Raw genomic sequence first — 17,761 nt, 5'->3', positions numbered from 1 at the left:
TATCTTAACTTGCAAACAATAAGACAAAAGAACAAGTTCAAAAGCTATTTGAACACGCAATCGTTTTATAGTATCCACACAAAAAACAGTATCATAACTTAAAAGGCCTTAGATTTAAATATATTCTGAAATCAAAATAGACTATAAATGCCCTTAGTTATGTAGTTGATAATTTATTTCGTGTGTCTGAAAGTAAATAATGAATTTACCTGGCCAAAAATACGAAGTAATCCATTAGATATGAGTTAAATAACAAACTTTCTATTATTCGGAGTATTTTTTGCTTGATTCCTCTGCAAATTTTCCTGGAGTAACATTATACTTCTCCTTAAACAATTTGCTAAAATGAGTTCGACTTTTAAAACCAGTCATCAAATACACTTCGTTAACGGATAATTGGTTTTGCACCAAAAATTCGGCAGCTTTTTTTAATCGATACGATTTTAAAAGTTCAAATGGAGTTTGATTCGTGATTGCTTTCACTTTTTGGTAAAAATGAGTTCGATTTAAAAATAATTCTTTGGCAAAACTGTCCAAATCCAAATCCTGATTATCTAAATTGCCGGCCATTAATTGGTACAATTTCTCCAAAAACAAAGTATCATTTCCCTTGTCTTTATTTTTATCAAGACTTAAAGGAATATCAATTTGAAACCTCTGGCGTAACTGTTTCCTATTTTGCAATAAAAATTCGGTTCTAGCAACCAAATGTTGCATGTCAAAAGGCTTTTTAATGTAGGCATCAGCACCTTCTTTTATTCCTTTTATCTGATCCTCGATAGTTGCACAAGCTGTTAATAAAATTACCGGAATATGACTCGTTTTAATATCTGATTTTATGGATCGGCATAATTCTAACCCATTTAATTCGGGCATTAAAACATCGCTAATAACAATATCGGGCCACTCTTCTTCCATTGCTTTTAAGCATTCTCGTCCATTGGTAAACGATTTTACCTTAAAAAACTTAGACAAACTAGATGCTACGAAATCTCTCATATCATCGTTATCCTCGGCCAGAAAAATGCAGGAATCCGAAAAGTCTCCTCCTACTTTTATTTCAGAAAGATTAGTCTGACTTACAGCTGGAACTATCTCATCGTGTTTCCTTTCTATTTCTAAAATTTCTTTTTCTTTAATTTGAAGATCAACCGATGCATTCTCTTCTACTATTGGCATAGAAACAGTAAAGGTAGTTCCCGAATTTAATTCACTCTCTACTTTAATAGATCCATAATGCATCTCCACCAATCGTTTGGTAAATGCTAATCCTATTCCTGATCCTCCAGTATATGCGCCATGTTTGTGTTGCGACTGATAAAACCTATCGAAAATAAATGGCAAATCGTCTTGTGCAATTCCTCGTCCGGTATCCGATACTTTTATTAGTAAATTTCTATCCTCACAGCTATATTCTACCTGAATAGTATTGCCCGACTCGGTAAATTTGAATGCATTATTCAAGAGATTATTTAAAATCTTCTCTAATTTATCCTTATCCACCGTCACAAATATACTGGAGCAACTAGTCTTTACTTCTAAATTTTTATTCGAATTCTTTGCCATAAACTCAAAATCGGAAAGCAAGTCCTTTAAGAAAGAGGAAAATCCAAATGTGGAATAATGAATTTTTAATTGATTGGCATCTGATTTTTGAAAATCATGAACCTGATCGACCAACTTAGAAATCTTTTTCGATTGTCGTTGTACCAATTCCAACTTCTCTTTTACATCGGCATTGTTCTTAAACCGATCGAGCAATAAATCAACTGGTCCTGAAATTAAGGTAATAGGCGTTTTAATTTCATGTGATATATTTGAAAAGAAGCGGAGTTTAGCAAGGTTTACCTCTTTTACATTGTCTTTTTCTAACTTCTCAATTTGTAAGTTATGCTTTAAGGATTGAAATCGTAAAATATAAAACATCACCAAATAAACGATGAGAAACAATAGTAAAATATAGGAAATATAAGCTACGGTAGTTTCCCAAAAAGGGGGTGTAATAATTATTTTAAGTTTTCGTGGCTCGGTCCATTGTTTTAAAGAATTCGAAGCCATCACATTTAACTCATAATCACCGGCTTGCAAACCACTATAGTAAATATTTCGCTGATCGGAGGTTACTTCTACCCACTCGTCGTTAATTGGTAGTAGCTGATATTTTATAAAGTGATTGTCGTGCGTTGAAAAATGAAGAGATCTAACCTCCACCGAAAATACATTTTCGTTGTAATTCAACTCAATATTTTCCTGCTCGTTTAATCGTTCGTTCAAAAGAACCCTTCCATTTACACTATCGCCTGGCAGAATTAGTTTATTAAACAATTTTAAATCACCAAACTCAATAATTGGAAGATCTTCTACATCCGGCAAGTCAACCGGATTGTAATAACAGAAACCGTCCAAACCCGACTGCATCATAATTCCATTAGGCAGTTTACAGGAGGCAAACCAAAAATCTTCGAATGGCAAACCATCTACCTCACTAAACTTTCTAAATCTAAAATCCTTGGTGTCGAATTTATTCAATCCAATGTTGGTCGTAATCCACAAATTGTATTCATCGTCGTACAGGATATTTTTAACCGCATTGTTCGATAAGCCGTTCTTCTCGGAGAATGCTACAAATTCGGGTTCTTTATCGCTATTTAAAACCTTGCAAATTCCACCGCCTTCGGTTCCAATCCATAAATCCTTATTTGGCAAACGAATAATAGAACTCACAAAATTTCCAGAAATAGACAGTTTGTTCTTTTTATCATTCAAATACTGATCAATTGTTAAATCTTCTAGTTCGCCATTTCCTTTGGTATGCACTCGAAACAATCCATCCGAATCGGCTCCTAACCAAATAAAATCGTAAACCGGATCGACATACACCGACCGAATCAACGAAAGTTTATTGTTCTTAAAAAAAGGATGATCGTTTAATAAAATCACCTCCTGAACTTCTCCCTTAGCATTCATGCAAATTTCATACACATTGTCTGCTGATCCAATCCAAATATTTCCTTTTTTATCTTCAGAAAAAGAACGCAATCCAATGCCAGCAGGTATAGTATTACCAACCACTTTCTCAACCTTTTGATTCCCCTTGCGAGCTCTGTAAATTCCATCCTCGCTCATCATCTTCATCCAAATATTCTTTTTAGAATCAACAAAAACTGAGGTTATATTTCCTTTATCATTATCGGATAAATGGAAAGGAAGAGGCTCAAACTTTTTTTCAGTAGTATTAAATAGAGCTATTCCTCCTCGTGTTGCAGTTATAAAAACACGATCCTTATCCAAAGCAGAAAAATGAGTTACAAGGTTCGATGTTAAACCGAATTCGTATCCCATTTCAATATTAAATTTCCCGAAAGGATTGTCTTCCATATCAAAATGAAAAATTCCTTCATTAAAAGTACCATACCAACATCCACTCTTAGTTATGGGAGCGAAACAACTTGAACGTAAAGTTGATTTTCCTGCGTTAAAACGAGATTGTTTAAATGCCTTACCATTCTTAATCAGATCTGCATTTTCAATACGAATCATTCCATCATTCAAGGTGCCTAACCATAAATTTCTATAATGATCTATCGAAGCTGTTTTAAATGATTCCGACTGCAAATAAGTACCTTTTAATTTTAATGTTATTTTTTTATTACTGATTTGATACTCTAAAATAGCAATACCAAAATCTAAGCACAGCAAAATGGTATTGTCATCAATTTTTGTAAGGGAGTTATTAAAGTTGTATCCGGGCTCTTGGCATAAAATCATCTTCCCGCTTTCTAAATTAAGATGAACCGGACCTCCTGATGTCGCAAAAAGATAATTGGATTTATCGAGTTCTATAGCATCATAAAACTCAAGATCTAAATCCTTAGATGCCAGCAAATATTGTTTGGAAAAAGAATTATCATCCTTAAAAACAAGAATTCCATCGCCTTCGGTTACGCAAAGCACTACTCCTTTGTCTTCATTAATAAGAATGCTTCGAACAATTGGTCCCCGCATTTTATTATTATACAGTTTATTGGTGAAAATATGTTGAAATCTTTCCTGGGAGTAGTTATAAATTGTAATCCCCTCATCGGTTCCAATCCATAAATTTCCTTTGCTATCCTCGGCAATAGCTCTTACCCGATTACTGGCTAGTAGGTCTTTATCAATGGTATTTTTATATACTTTTAATTCATATCCATCATATCTATTTAAACCTTCATAAGTTCCGAACCACAAATACCCTCGTGAATCTTCCAATATGCAGGTAACTCCGTTATGTGCTAATCCCTCCGAAATTGTAAGCTGTTGAGAGCTTTCGAGTTTTTTAACCACTCCAAACGACTCATTCAAGGTAAAAATTAGTAATATTATAAGGATATAGATCTTAGTAGGCATTCTATTCAACTTAAAATAATAGGTAAATTAGTATTGAAACGACTAAAATAAACAATCCAAAATAAAAAAACCGCTCAAACAATTAAAATTAAATCAAAAGCGGTAAAGTATGATTGATTACAATCATACAATAAATAAAAATAGCTGAAATGAAAGGAATTCAAGATTACTACCCAGATCATTTTGCACAATGTTATGGTTGTGGCAGATTAAATGAACATGGGCATCAAATAAAGACTTTTTGGAATGGTGAGGAAACAATCACTCGCTTTGTGCCTAAAGCCTATCATACGGCTATTCCTGGCTTTGTGTATGGAGGTTTATTGGCATCGCTGATAGATTGCCACGGAACTGGATCGGCGGCTTTGGCTCTGGCAAAAAATCAAGGCATTGAACTTTCGGCAAGCAATGCTCCACGATGCGTTACCGCCTCCTTGCAGGTAAAATATTTAAAACCAACACCCATTGGCGGCGAAATCGAAATTAAAGGAAAAATTAAGGAAATTGGAGCACGAAAAGTAATTGTAGAAGCGGAACTTTTTGCAAACGGAGTGCTTTGCGTTGTTGGCGAGGTTGTTTCTGTTTTGGTTCCCGATAATTTCGGATTATAAAAAACAAAGGCCATCAGAAAAAAAAACTGATGGCCAAATACAATATCATTTTAGCTGATATACATTTATATATTCCTTCTATTCGGTTAGTATTCCGCCAGTAATCCGCACCAATGCAGTTCTCGATTGAATGAGATTAAAAATAGCATTTACTCGTGCTAATGCTACATTCTGATAGGTAATTTGGATATCGCGATAATTAAAGGAATTAATACTTCCTGATTCAAATTTATCTTTCGAAATAGTCAAATTAAGCTCTGCGGCCGCTAAATTTTCTTCGGCAAGTTCATACAATTCCCGGCGCACTTGATATAATTCAAATTGCTGCGCTAATAAATTGGTTAAAGTATGTTTTACATCTTCAGTTTCTATCTTCCCAATTTCTTCCTGAATTTTAGCAATTTGCATAGCTCTTCGGTTCGAATTCCCATTAAAAATCATAAAACTCAAACTTACATTGGCATAAAAATTATGCGAATCGCTTGTTGAAGTAGGAATACCATCCATTTTCAATCGCACAGAATTCCCCTGCACTCCTGCGCCTAAGGAAACATTAGGATAAAAATTGCTTCGTGCCATATCAACATCCCTTTTCAACAACATTTCCTGAATGTATCTGTTCTTAAGCGTATTGTTTCCCGAAAATAGTTTATCGAGCAAGTTCGCCATCTCAAACTCATCACTCACTGGTAAAAATTCATCCGCGAAAGCGTATGTTTTGCTCTCTTTTACTCCCAGCAAGAAATTTAAATCGCGAACTGCGTTATTAAAATTCACCTGCTGAATTAAAAAAGAGGAACGATCCTGCAACCAAGCATTTTGCGCTTGCAAAACATCGTAAGTAACCGAACTTCCTAACTCTTTACCTACTTTCACCTTCTCGTATCGATCGGAAGATAATTGCATGATTTTCTGATTCACCTCCATGCTCTCCTTCTCTAACAAAACTTTGTAGTAGGCAAGAATAATTAATTCAATTTTATTTTCGATGGCAATTATTGTATTCCCTTTCGATAATTGCGCCAAATCATCGAACTTATCTTTTCGAATCTGCACCGCAAAACCATCAAATAGGGTCCAGTTTACATCCAAAGATGGTATTAAACTGTTTCGAGTATAATCGGCATCTTCGTTATAATCTTTTATATTTCGATAGCCCAAATTAAACTGCACACTTGGATAAGAACCTGCATTTCCCCAGGTATTATTCAATTCTGAAATTTTTTCCGACTTTCGGTAAATCTTTAACTGATAATTGTTCTCCAATCCCACCTCGATGGCTTTGGACAAGCTTAATTCTTCCTGCGCCTGCCCAATAAACTGGCCGCACAGAATGAAAACGATGAATAATGATACTTTTCTGATCATTTGTTTTGTTCTTTATTTGATCCTCCCTAAGTCCAAAAATCATTCTGGAAATAGGGAGGCTAATTGATACTTTTTTTAATCCAAACTCACATTCGATTCCTTCACCTTTGGCTCTACATCACGAGGCATAACCTCTGTCCCTTCCCAAATGCTCTTGGATATTCTTCTAATATCATTCAGGATTAAAATTAAAACCGGGAAAAATAACAGAATAAACATCGTGCCGATTAATACTCCGTATGCCAACGCAATTGCCATTGGAATTAGAAATTGTGCCTGAAATGAATTCTCTAAAATTAATGGATACAAACCAACCGAGGTTGTAATTGTAGTTAAAATAATAGCTCTAAATCTGGCTTTTCCTGCGGTTTTTACAGCAAGTTCTGGCTCCAGTCCTTCTACAATCAGCGAATTATACTTGGAGAGGAAGACCACAGCATCGTTTATAATTACTCCCGAAAGCGCAACCATTCCCCACACACTTAACATGGATACTGGGTAACCTTCGACTCCGTGTCCCCAGGCTGATCCCAACCATCCCAAAGGAATCATTAACAGCACAATTATTCCTTGTGTAAAGCTTCGGAAGTGAATCATTACAATAAAAACAATTAGCATAAATGCGATGCTAAAATAAATTTGCAATTCGGCAATATCTTCAGAAGATCTTTTTGCCTGACCTTGAAATTCAGGACGAACCGTTGGAAATTTTGATTCCAAATCTGGTAAAATAGTAGTTTTAATATAATCCAAAATTGGAGGAACAGGTTCGCTTGGGTCAATAATTTCGGCATCAACACGAATTTCTCTTGATCCATTGTAACGCTGTATGCTAACTGGTCCTCGTAAAATTTCGTAATCGATTAATTCCGACAATGGAAATTCTCCTTGTAAAGTACGAATTCTCATATCTTCCATTTGTCCAATAAAAACACGATCGCTTCTCGGATATCGAACCCAAACCTTAATTTCATCTTTTCCTTCCTGCAAGCGCTGGGCTTGTCCTCCGAAAAATCCCTGACGGATCTGAGCCGTAATGGAATTTAAATTCATTCCCAGATAATAAGCTTTGTCTTTTAATTTCAACCTTACTTCCCGACTACCCAATGGGTTATTATCGTTGATATTATATAAGGAGGCCATTTTTCTTAGTTCCCCCTGAAAATAATCATTGGCCTGATTCAGTTCGTCCAAATCGTTCCCCAATAAACTTATCGAAACCGGCGCTCCCCAACGGTTATTAGCTCCAATCGTGAATTTCTCCAGATCCGAAACATCTCCCAATTTCTCTTTTACTCTGTCCGAGATATCAAAACTGGATACCGGCGCTCCTTCCATATCCCGCAAAGTAACCGATAAATTACCTGCATGTGGACCAACTTCCTGTCCTCCAAATGCATTTCCCGATGAAAGACTAGTGTACTTGATAAAAGCTGCAGTATCCTGAAACTCTTCCATCAATTCATCATTCACCTCCCAAACAGCATTTTCGAACTTTTTTAGTTTCGCAATGGTAATATCTTTATTACTGCCCGGTTTATAAGCAATATTCATGGCAAAGGTATCGAAAGCCACATTCGGAAAAAATGTACTTTGAATAAATCCTCCACGAAACAAACCAATAGTAATTAACAATAAAGCCACCGGAATAAAAACGATGTACCATCTCCAGCGAACTGCTCGATCTAAAGTTCCGGAATACACATTGTCGCGGATGTAAATAATTCCTTTTTCAATGTTCCCTCTAAAACGATTAAACCAATTATTTTTTCGGTTTCGAGTCAGTACTTTTTCGTTTCCAACGTGACTTGGTAATACAAACAAACTTTCGAAAAGAGACATACTTAAACAGGCCACTACCACAAATGCCATCTCGTACAAAAACTCCATATTTCCGGTCACCAATAATAGTGGCGAGAAAGCAACCATAGTAGTGGTAACCGAGGTAAGCACTGCAGGAACAACTTCCATCGTTCCATCGATAGCCGCTCTTCGAGGGCTTTTTCCGCTCTCGAAATGAGAGTAAATATTCTCTCCAATCACAATTCCATCATCTACCAGAATACCAATAATTAATATCATCCCGAAAAGGGAAATCATATTAATGGTAACGCCCATCAAATTAGCGATAATAAACATCCCTAAAAAGGAAGCTGGAATTCCCCATGCCACCCAAAGCGACAAGCGGAAACTTAAGAAAAGTGCCAAACCTATAACTACCAACAATAGACCATATCCTCCATTTTTATACAAAAGATCTAATCGTGATTGCAATAAATCGACGAAATCGAAACTAACCTCTAAACTGGCATCGTTGTACTTCTGATTAAACTCTTTGGCATATTGGTTACAGAATACCGATATTTCATCCAAATCTTCTTCGTTCAACTTATTCACCATAATGGATATGGCTGGATTTTTATTCACATAAGTGGAATTGGGAACGTCCTGAAACTGAAAATGAGTGTCGGCCACATCACGAATTCGAATGTAACTTCCATCGGGATTCGCTTTCAAAATAATTTCGCCAATCTCATCTGGATTAACCGAACGATTTCGCGAACGAATAAGAATTTCCTCCACTTCATTTTTAATTGCACCACCCGAAATATCGATATTATTATTGGCTATGGCTGCAGATATTTCACTAAAAGTAAGATTGTAACGACGTAAATTATCCTCTTTTACCTCCACCGATAATTCTAATTGTGGAAAACCAGAAAGAGAGATCTGCGACATCACCTTCGAACGCATTAAATCGTCGTAAATGATATCGGCATATTTTTTTAAGCTAATTAAATCGGTATTTCCCGTAACCACCATACGTGTAGCCGGTGTTGTAGCTCTTTGTTTTGCAATCACCGCCTTTTCGGCCCCTGTTGGAAAAGTAGGAATTCCATCTACCGAGTTTTTTACATCGGCTAATGTTTCATCCAAATCGTAATCGCCGGTGGTGGTAATGGTTAATCTGGAAAATCCCTCCGATGAAACGGAATTCATTTCCTTTATTCCAACAATTCCACGAACCGCATCCTCTACTCGAGAAGTTATTCCTTCTTCCACCTCTTTAGGCGAAGCACCAGGATATACCATCGAGACGGTAATAATTTTAGATTCAGTTTCAGGGAAAAATGATTTTTTCATATAAACTAATGAAACTGAACCTGCTATTGCAAGCAAAGCGATAATCATTTTTCCGTAAAACGGATATCTTACAAATTGTGATATTATATTTCTCATTATATACTATTTCTTAATTTGTACCTGCATGTTTTCTGTAGCTTTCACAGGAGGTTCTACCACTAAAACGGCTCCCTCCTTCAATCCATTAAAAACCAAAGTGTTCTCATTTCTTCTGATCACATTGATTTTTTTCTCTTTTAGGATATCACCTTCTACAACAAATACTTTATTAGAGCTAAAAACTGCATTCCTGGGAATCTCCATTACATTGGAAATTACTTTTCCATTGAATCGTGCAGTTAAAAACTGTCCCTGATACAATTCCTGACCACTCGTTTTCTCCAACTTTACAAAAACAGAAATAGATTGTGTTCCCTGATCTACAAAATCCGATTTTCGAACCAATTTACCAGTAAAGATAAGCGCGCCATCAGCATCCAAAATATCTACCTTTTCGTTTAAATGCAACCAGGAAATTTCTTTCGCCTCAATTGGCACCTGAAGCTCTAAATTGTTAGACTCAATGATACCAGCAAGTTTAGATCCCATTCCGGCTACCGATCCTATTTGTGTATTAACTTCCACATAGGAACCATCAAATGGAGCGTATATTCTCCTCTTTGCCAATTTCACTTCGGCACTTTTAATGGCATAATAATCTCCCAAAATATTTCTACTTGCCATAAATACTTTTTCCTGATCGGACTTCACTTTTGGCAATTCGGGAATGCTTTCTTCTAAGTTAATCGCATTAAAGAACTTCATCCAAACCTCAAAATTACTTGCGTAATCCACTTTTATATCTGGTAAGTTCTCCGCTAACTTATTCAGGAACCGACTTTTTTCGGCCCGCAAATCCATTTTTGCATCCTCCTCGTAAATACGAATCAACAATTGTCCTTTTTTAAACTTCTGCCCCACTTTTAAAGGAACTCCAGTCTCTATAATTCTACCCGCAACTTCGGAACTAAGATTCACTTCCAAATTAGAAGCCAACCTGCCTTTTTCAAGAATAGGAGAAGATAATTCATGATAATTAACTTTCTCTACCCGAACAATCGGCAACTTTTTTTTATCCAAATTCTTTTTCGGAGATTCTTTTAAATTCGTTAAGCCTTTCATGGCAAAAAAAGAAATTGCCAGTGTTGCAAGAACTAGCAGTACGATGATGATTTTTCGATTCATTTATATTGTGTTTGTGTAGTTATCGTTTTAGTGGTACTTATTGTTAATCATTTTTATTTATAATGCATAAAGATAAGCATTTATAAGAAAGTCTTAAACCTTTTTTTAATTTCCAGAAGCTTTTCGATAAACCTGCTCATTTCAACTCTAAATAATACAAGTAGCAGGTTTTATAAGCAGTTCATCAAACATCTGACTTAGGAAGGACAACGAATTCAAAAAAAATTACGACTTTTGAATTCCAAATTTATTTGACTACAAAAATGGAACAAGAGAAATACAACAAGCTTAGATATCAATTAATGGAGTCCTTTTCATGGCCTTCTTTATATATGTTTAAATTTATCATCCCTAATTCGGATGAAAAAGTAAATGCAATAAAAGCACTTTTCCCATCGGAGACACAATTCTCCTATAAAACTTCGAAAGACTTAAAATTCATTGGAATTACCGTAAAAAAAACAATGGAATCGGCAGATGCTGTTATAGATATCTATATCAAAGCCCAAAGCATTGAAGGAGTGATGATGCTTTAATTTTAAGAATACATCCTTTTAGAAACAAAAACTTTTTCCCTAGCGGTAGATTAGCGATCCTAATTAACTTTTAAGCAAAAAATATGTGAAATATTTATCTTCTGAAATAGAAAATGGATATTTTGTTTTACTTTCAGACTTCTGAATAAACTAACAATTTTTTAAATGATAGATGTAATTGATTTTGGGTTGACACGTGATGGAGAAAAAGTACAATTATACACCCTCCGAAATAAAAATGGACTTACAGCAAAAATTACAAATTACGGAGGAATTCTTACCTCGCTTACACTTCCTTTAGCCAAAGAAATTCGAGAAATTGTTCTTGGGTTTGATAGTTTAGAGGAATATACTAACGACAACTATCTTAGTAACTACCCCTATTTTGGGGCTTTAATTGGCCGTTATGGAAATCGAATTAATAAAGGACTTGTTTGTCTTGATGATAAGGAAATCCAGCTTCCTTGCAATCATGGTGAACATCATTTGCATGGTGGAAATATTGGATTCGACAGGAAAGTATGGACTGCCGAAATTATTAATAACAAGGATTTAAAATTAACTTACCTGAGTGTTGATGGAGAAGAAAACTTTCCTGGTAATTTAAATACCGAGGTAATTTATAAACTTACCGATGAGAATGAGTTACAAATACATTACAAAGCAGTAACCGATAAAACTACTCCAATCAATTTAACTCAACACTCCTACTTTAATTTATCCAACAATTTCGAAAGTATTCTTAACCACAAGCTTCAGGTTAACACAGCTTATATTTTAGAAACTAATGACCTATTAATTCCCAGTGGAAAATTATACAATATCAGCAAAACTCTTTTCGACTTTCAAACTAAAAAAACCATTGAAAGAGATATTGAAGATATCGAAAACTACGACGATTGTTATGCTTTTGGAGAATCAACAGAAACTCCTAGAAAAGTTGCTGAACTTTCCGATAAAGATGGTATTGTAAGAATGGAAGTTGCAACTACATTTCCAGGATTACAGGTTTACACCGGAAAATACATTACGGCTGGAAAATTTGGTCCATTCTCTGGAGTTGCTTTGGAAGCTCAAGGTTATCCTGATGCTCCCAACCATAAAAACTTTAAACATGGCTGGTTAAAACCTGGTGAGATCTATCAACATCAGACCAACTATAAACTTATTTTCTAATAAAATCTCAAAGGCTGTTTCGAAAGATCCAGCCTTTTATTTTATCCGAAGCATTGGCTTTAAAATACTGAATAGCTATTTAGAATAAAAAGTATCTGCTTTTACAATTTTATAATCAAAAAGAAAAACCTATTATTGCGAAACTTTGGATTTGAAAACTTGTATTCAAAAAAATTGCAATCACTATGCTTACAGATATCCTTATTGTTTTAGCCATTATGGTTTTAGGAATCGGAATTGGTCTCCTAATTGGTAACAAACCAAAAATTATTAAAATCGTAGGTACCTTAACCTCCTTTTCAATCTTCCTTTTGCTTTTTCTTTTAGGAATAGGTGTTGGAACCAATAATAAAATAATAAACAATCTTCATTCTATAGGAATTCAAGCCTTAGTTCTTTCTACTGGAGCCATTTTGGGTTCTTTAATTTGTGCTTGGCTCACCTACAAATTCTTCTTTAAAACCAAAGCTTAATAGCAGATTAACAACCAATTCCCCACTCATTTCACCTATCTAAATTCACTAAGCATATCTTCTATGAAAGGCAGTTTTATCATTCTTGGCTTCTTTATATTGGGACTAATTCTTGGTCTTACACGTTTTTTACCCTCATCCCTTTTAGAAGGAGATTTTAGCATATATGCTCTTTATTTATTGATGCTTTTAGTAGGAATTGGTATTGGAACCGATCGCAACGCATGGAAAGTGGTTCGCGAGGTAAACATCAAAATTGTACTTGTTCCCTTATCAGTAATTGTAGGATCACTTCTTGGTGTTTCTGCTTTTTCAGCTTTACTTTCCAATATTAGTATTGGCGAAGCAATGGCCGTAGGTGCCGGCTTTGGTTACTACAGTTTATCGAGCGTAATGATAACCGAATTTCATAGCGAAACACTAGGTGTTATTGCTTTACTTTCGAATATTATTCGCGAAATAGTAACCCTTTTAGCTACGCCATTATTTGTAAAGTATTTTGGCAAACTTGCAGGAATAGCAGCGGGTGGAGCTACTGCTATGGATACAACCATGCCAATAATTGTGCGCTACTCAGGAAAAGAATACGCGATTATTGCTGTATTCAGTGGTATCGTACTTACTGTATTAGTTCCTATTATTGTTCCAGTTATACTTGAATTTCTTTAAGTATAAGCCTTTCGGCGGATAAATATATTCATCGTAGTTTAAACTCCTTTTAAGGAACAAACGTGAAATATCTCCTCTCTTTTTCCTATTTTTACTTCTCACCGAACAAACAATTTTTACATGTTTTACTATAACAAATTCATACTTCTATACAATTGTTCGTACAAAGGGCTGTACGAATGTTGGATTTGTTAGTGTCTTCCATTTTCCCCTACCAACTTATTTTATTCAAAACCATTCAACAGAAAATATTCTTTCGTAGGATTCTTGTATCCAGTTGCGATTAATTATGCCTTGCATCGGCTAGAAAAATAAGTTACTTCCTTTAAAACAATTGCTAATTGTGTACGAAACAAATTGATTCTCGGCACGATCAAACCAATTCCAAAACGCGTAAACATGTTCTCAAAAGAAACCTATAGTAACAGAAGAAATAAGCTTAAAGCAGAAGTTAAATCCGGCATCCTCCTTTTTTTAGGCAACGATGAATGTGGAATGAATTACGCCGACAATACCTATCATTACCGGCAGGATAGTACTTTTCTTTATTTTTTTGGTTCGGATTATGCCGGGCTAAATGCTATTATTGATATCGATGAAAATCGAGAAATTATTTTTGGTGATGAATTAACTATCGACCATATTGTTTGGATGGGTACACAACCAACAATTAAGGAAAAAAGCGAAGCGGTAGGAATTTATGAAACCGCTCCCATGTCGGAACTAAAAAATTATCTCGATAAAGCAGCAATCAAATCTCGACGAATTCACCACTTGCCTCCCTACCGTCCCGAACATCAAATTAAATTACTTGATTTGCTTCAAGTGCATCCTAAAATTGCGTCTAAAAATGCATCCTTACCATTTATACAGGCAGTCGTTAATCAACGAAACTACAAGTCTGATGAGGAAGTTATTCAAATAGAAGAAGCTGTTAATATTACCGGAGAAATGCATCTTACTGCTATGCGTATGGCCAGACCAGGAATGAAGGAATCGGAAATTGCAGCCGCTGTTCAGCAAGTTGCAATTGCTGGCGGTGGCCAACTTTCCTTTCCGGTAATTGCAACCATTAACGGACAAACTCTTCATAATCATTACCATGGAAACACATTAAAAAGCGGCGATATGCTTTTACTGGATTGTGGTGCTGAAAATGGAATGCATTATGCCGGAGATATGTCGAGTACTTTTCCTGTAGATAAAACATTTAGTACACGTCAGAAAGAAATATATCAAATTGCCTTGAATGCGCACAATGCAGCAATCGGCCAATTAAAACCTGGCATTACCTTTAAAGATGTTCACCTAACTGCTTGCCGTGCTATTGCCGAAGGAATGAAGCAAATGGGTTTTATGAAAGGGAATCTTGATGATGCAATCCGACAAGGAGCTCACGCACTGTTTTTTCAATGTGGAACCGGTCATATGATGGGAATGGATGTTCATGATATGGAAAATTTAGGCGAAGTATGTGTTGGATACAATGGCAAGGCAAAAAGTACTCAGTTCGGATTAAAATCATTACGCTTGGGTAGAAAATTAGAAGCTGGCTTTGTACTAACAATTGAACCTGGAATTTATTTTATTCCTGAATTAATAGACCTTTGGAAAGCAGAAAACCGATTCGAGGAATTTATTAATTACGATAAAGTGGAACAATATAAAAATTTTGGAGGTTGTCGCAACGAAGAAGATTTCTTAATCACTAAAGATGGTGCACGATTGCTGGGAAAACCAATCCCAAAAAGTATTGCCGAGGTGGAAAAACAAAGATCGTAATAAAGAAATACACTTATAAAAAATGAGGATAAACGAAAAATAAGGTCTCCTGTAAAAACGTCATATGGAACGATTTGGATGGCTATTGGGACTAGATACCTTTAATTCAAAGATAAGGATTCTTTAACACCGCGAATTCGGAACCAAAATGGCAAGGAAATTAATTTTTTTGGACACCTACCCCATTCGTTCAAAGTATTAACAACCTATGTTATAGACTTTCTATAGGGGAACAAAAAAAAGGAGCACCATTGGCGCTCCTTTTCTATATTAGAAAGAAATCAATTTACTTCTTGTCTTTTGTTTTGGTATCTGGCACCTCGTCGAATTCAACAGTTTCGCCTTCTTCTACTTTTTTACCAAGGTAGTTTGGCAATTCCATTCCAGCCATTTTGAACAATTCTTCCATCGGAGGAATAGATCCCATCATTCCTTGCATAAAGTTAGCGGTTGATGTTTTCCCATCTTTTCCGTTTCCATTTTCCCAAACAGTAACTTTATCGATCTTAATGTTCTTAATTGCGTCCACTTGAGTTTTAACCAACTCTGGTAGTTTATCAGCAATCATTAACATTACTGCATCTTTAGCATCGCTACCTGCAGCGTGAACAAGTTTATCGAAACCTTGTGCTTGTTTGCTCAAAATTTCATAAATACCTTTACCTTCTGCTTCCATTTTCATGAAAATAGCATCCGCTTCCCCTTTCGCATGACGACGAGTTTGTTCCGCTATTGCTTCCGCTGCAATCTCAATTTTCTGTTTGTCAATTTCAGCAGGCACCACAACGTTAGCTGTCTGTGTTGCTTTATCACGAGTTGCACGAGCATTTTCAGCTAATTGTTCTGCAGCATAAGCTTCCTCTAAAGCACGAGCCTGAGTTACTTTCTCGGCTGCCGATGCCAAACGTTCTGCTTCTGCTTCACGCTCTCTTCTTCGAGCATCAGAATTAGCAATTGTAATTTTTGCCGTATTCTCTCCTTCAACAGCCGATGCATCAGCAGCAGCAACTTGTACACGTTGTGCCTGATGAGCGTTTGCCTCTCCGATAGAACCATCACGATTTTTCTCTGCAACACTCTTTTTAGCATCATTGATCGCTTTTGCTGCAGCTTCCTTACCTAATGCTTCAATATATCCCGATTCGTCGTTAATATCCGTAACGTTCACATTGATTAGTTTCAGACCAATCTTTTTCAATTCGGCCTCCACGTTGTTGGATACCGCAGCAAGGAATTTATCACGATTGCTGTTAATTTCCTCGATATCCATGGTAGCAACTACCAAACGTAACTGACCGAAAATAATATCTTTCGCCAAATTACTAATATCTGCCTGAGATAATCCTAATAATCGCTCAGCAGCATTAGTCATAATGCCACCTTCGGTTGAAACTCCAACGGTAAAACGAGAAGGTACATCCACACGAATATTTTGCTTACTTAAAGCACTCTTTAGATTGATCTCTATAGAAAGTGGTGTTAAATCCAAAAAAGCGTAATCTTGAATAATTGGCCAAATAAATGCGGCCCCACCATGAATACACTTCGCTGACCGCGATTCAGTATCCACTCCTTTACCAACCTTACCATACACAACCAATACTCGATCGGATGGACACCTTTTGTATCTCTTAAAAAACGAGACAATTAAAGTGAAAATAAATATTGCCGCTGCGGCAAATAGAAAAACTACATATTCTCCCATAATGGTTTACTATTTAATTGATTTTTACAAGTAAAATTTGATTATTTATTATTTCAACAACTGTAACTATAGCGCCAGTTGGAATTTCAGAATCCTGATCGGTTACCGCATCCAAAATTTTAAGTCCCTGAACCTGAATCTGTACCTTTCCCATCCCTTTTCGGTTGGATGGAATTGGGAGGTAAACGCTACCCGATTTACCAATGGCGTTTTTCATTTTTAAGGTGCCATCTTCAACCAATTTGCCCATAAAGTACATAATAGATGCCATAATTACCATCATAATTAAACCAGCTATGGTAGCTATTAAGGCAGAAATACCAGGTCCCATTCCAGAATTTAAACAAATGATGCCCGTCCATCCAAAAATGGTAAAAAAAGCAATCAAGTTTTTCAAACTAAGAAACTGAAAATCGATGCCTCCATCACTATCAATTGCAGCATCAGCATCGCCTTCAACATCTATGTCATCCACATCACCACCAAAAAATGTTAAAATCATCTGGATAATGAAGAAAAAAGAAAAAAGAATGGCGATACCCCAGAATACCTGTTCCACCAGATTCATGTCGCTCCACCAATTAGAAATAGATAGTATCATAATTATCATTTTTTTTTATTTAGGATGAAAATAACAATAAATATCGACCTATTCTCAATTATGCTCAATGGAATTATTCTTTT

General features: G+C 35.8%; 12 protein-coding genes. 6 read left to right on the top strand and 6 right to left on the bottom strand.

Annotated elements, in window-relative coordinates; translation table 11 throughout:
* Window positions 1-264: 264 nt before the first annotated feature.
* Window positions 265-4,389 (bottom strand): hybrid sensor histidine kinase/response regulator transcription factor, encoded by a 4,125-nt coding sequence (locus tag BZG02_RS16185; protein WP_101262611.1) that lies wholly within the window; start codon window positions 4,387-4,389, stop codon window positions 265-267.
* 149 nt (window positions 4,390-4,538) lie between these two features.
* Here BZG02_RS16185 and BZG02_RS16180 point away from each other — a divergent pair, with 149 nt between their 5' ends.
* Complete coding sequence (locus tag BZG02_RS16180) at window positions 4,539-5,000, top strand: PaaI family thioesterase (RefSeq protein ID WP_101262608.1); 462 nt, start codon at window positions 4,539-4,541, stop codon at window positions 4,998-5,000.
* 78 nt (window positions 5,001-5,078) lie between these two features.
* Here the strand turns inward: BZG02_RS16180 and BZG02_RS16175 are convergent, their stop codons facing one another.
* The 3 genes from BZG02_RS16175 to BZG02_RS16165 all read right to left on the bottom strand — a co-directional run bounded on the left by BZG02_RS16175 (window position 5,079) and on the right by BZG02_RS16165 (window position 10,736).
* Complete coding sequence (locus BZG02_RS16175; protein WP_101262606.1) at window positions 5,079-6,368, bottom strand: TolC family protein; 1,290 nt, start codon at window positions 6,366-6,368, stop codon at window positions 5,079-5,081.
* Between the two features lie 75 nt (window positions 6,369-6,443).
* A complete protein-coding gene (locus BZG02_RS16170; RefSeq protein WP_218972273.1) occupies window positions 6,444-9,608 on the bottom strand; it encodes an efflux RND transporter permease subunit in 3,165 nt (1,054 codons plus the stop codon).
* A 6-nt stretch (window positions 9,609-9,614) separates the two neighbouring features.
* Window positions 9,615-10,736, bottom strand: coding sequence for an efflux RND transporter periplasmic adaptor subunit (locus tag BZG02_RS16165; RefSeq protein WP_101262602.1), 1,122 nt, complete (start codon window positions 10,734-10,736; stop codon window positions 9,615-9,617).
* A gap of 263 nt (window positions 10,737-10,999) precedes the next feature.
* Here BZG02_RS16165 and BZG02_RS16160 point away from each other — a divergent pair, with 263 nt between their 5' ends.
* The 5 genes from BZG02_RS16160 (at window position 11,000) to BZG02_RS16140 (ending at window position 15,372) form a co-directional block, all read left to right on the top strand.
* A complete protein-coding gene (locus BZG02_RS16160; protein ID WP_101262600.1) occupies window positions 11,000-11,272 on the top strand; it encodes a DUF493 family protein in 273 nt (90 codons plus the stop codon).
* Between the two features lie 165 nt (window positions 11,273-11,437).
* Window positions 11,438-12,448, top strand: a complete 1,011-nt coding sequence (locus tag BZG02_RS16155) for an aldose epimerase family protein (protein ID WP_101262597.1) — start codon at window positions 11,438-11,440, stop codon at window positions 12,446-12,448.
* 185 nt (window positions 12,449-12,633) lie between these two features.
* The gene (locus BZG02_RS16150) at window positions 12,634-12,921 is read left to right on the top strand and encodes a LysO family transporter (protein WP_218972272.1); all 288 of its coding nucleotides are present in this window, start codon (window positions 12,634-12,636) and stop codon (window positions 12,919-12,921) included.
* Between the two features lie 63 nt (window positions 12,922-12,984).
* Entirely contained in the window at window positions 12,985-13,590 is a 606-nt protein-coding gene (locus BZG02_RS16145) for a LysO family transporter (protein ID WP_101262596.1), read from the top strand.
* Between the two features lie 399 nt (window positions 13,591-13,989).
* Complete coding sequence (locus BZG02_RS16140; protein ID WP_101262594.1) at window positions 13,990-15,372, top strand: aminopeptidase P family protein; 1,383 nt, start codon at window positions 13,990-13,992, stop codon at window positions 15,370-15,372.
* A gap of 286 nt (window positions 15,373-15,658) precedes the next feature.
* Here BZG02_RS16140 and BZG02_RS16135 read toward each other — a convergent pair whose 3' ends face one another.
* Complete coding sequence (locus BZG02_RS16135) at window positions 15,659-17,077, bottom strand: flotillin family protein (protein WP_101262592.1); 1,419 nt, start codon at window positions 17,075-17,077, stop codon at window positions 15,659-15,661.
* Window positions 17,078-17,090: 13 nt separating this feature from the next.
* Window positions 17,091-17,687, bottom strand: a complete 597-nt coding sequence (locus tag BZG02_RS16130; RefSeq protein WP_218972271.1) for a hypothetical protein — start codon at window positions 17,685-17,687, stop codon at window positions 17,091-17,093.
* Between the last annotated feature and the right edge of the window lie 74 nt (window positions 17,688-17,761).

The organism is Labilibaculum filiforme (genome assembly GCF_002843315.1).
Taxonomy (GTDB): Bacteria; Bacteroidota; Bacteroidia; order Bacteroidales; family Marinifilaceae; genus Labilibaculum; species Labilibaculum filiforme.
The sequence above is the reverse complement of the archived record's forward strand: the minus strand, read 5'-3'. Positions and strand labels throughout refer to the sequence as shown.